General features: G+C 67.9%; 1 pseudogene. It reads left to right on the top strand.

The window, feature by feature from the left end:
- Positions 1 to 258 (top strand): annotated as a pseudogene (locus tag EOA29_RS40785) (SWIM zinc finger family protein); the annotation flags it as partial.
- Positions 259 to 392: the final 134 nt, after the last annotated feature.

Raw genomic sequence — 392 nt, 5'->3', positions numbered from 1 at the left:
CTTTTCTGTCAGGACGCGGCGCCGTGGCTCACCGATTGTCCTGTCATGCTGCCGCCAGGCGCGATCCTGCTCGACGACCGGGGCGCGCCCTGGTGGCAGGCGGCTGGCGACCCGAACGGCATCGCTCTGCCGATCAACGAGGCTGTCAGTCCAACCCTTCTCGGTATCGATCTCGCGGCAACGGTCGCGCTTTGGAATGGCAGCCGGCTCGACCTCCTGGCGGCGCGGAGCAGTTTCGGGAGGCTCGACCTGTCGTGAACGAGCTTGAGCAGATCGGCCTGGCGGCGATGCGTGACTGCTGGATCACCGGCGGAACGAGCTTCGACCTGGCCCCGGTGGCGTGGCAACAAATCGCCGGCGGTTCGGACCCCGACGAGAAGGAGCGCCGGCTG

It is taken from the genome of Mesorhizobium sp. M1E.F.Ca.ET.063.01.1.1 (assembly GCF_003998155.1).
In the GTDB taxonomy this organism is placed as follows: domain Bacteria; phylum Pseudomonadota; class Alphaproteobacteria; order Rhizobiales; family Rhizobiaceae; genus Mesorhizobium.
The sequence above is the reverse complement of the archived record's forward strand: the minus strand, read 5'-3'. Positions and strand labels throughout refer to the sequence as shown.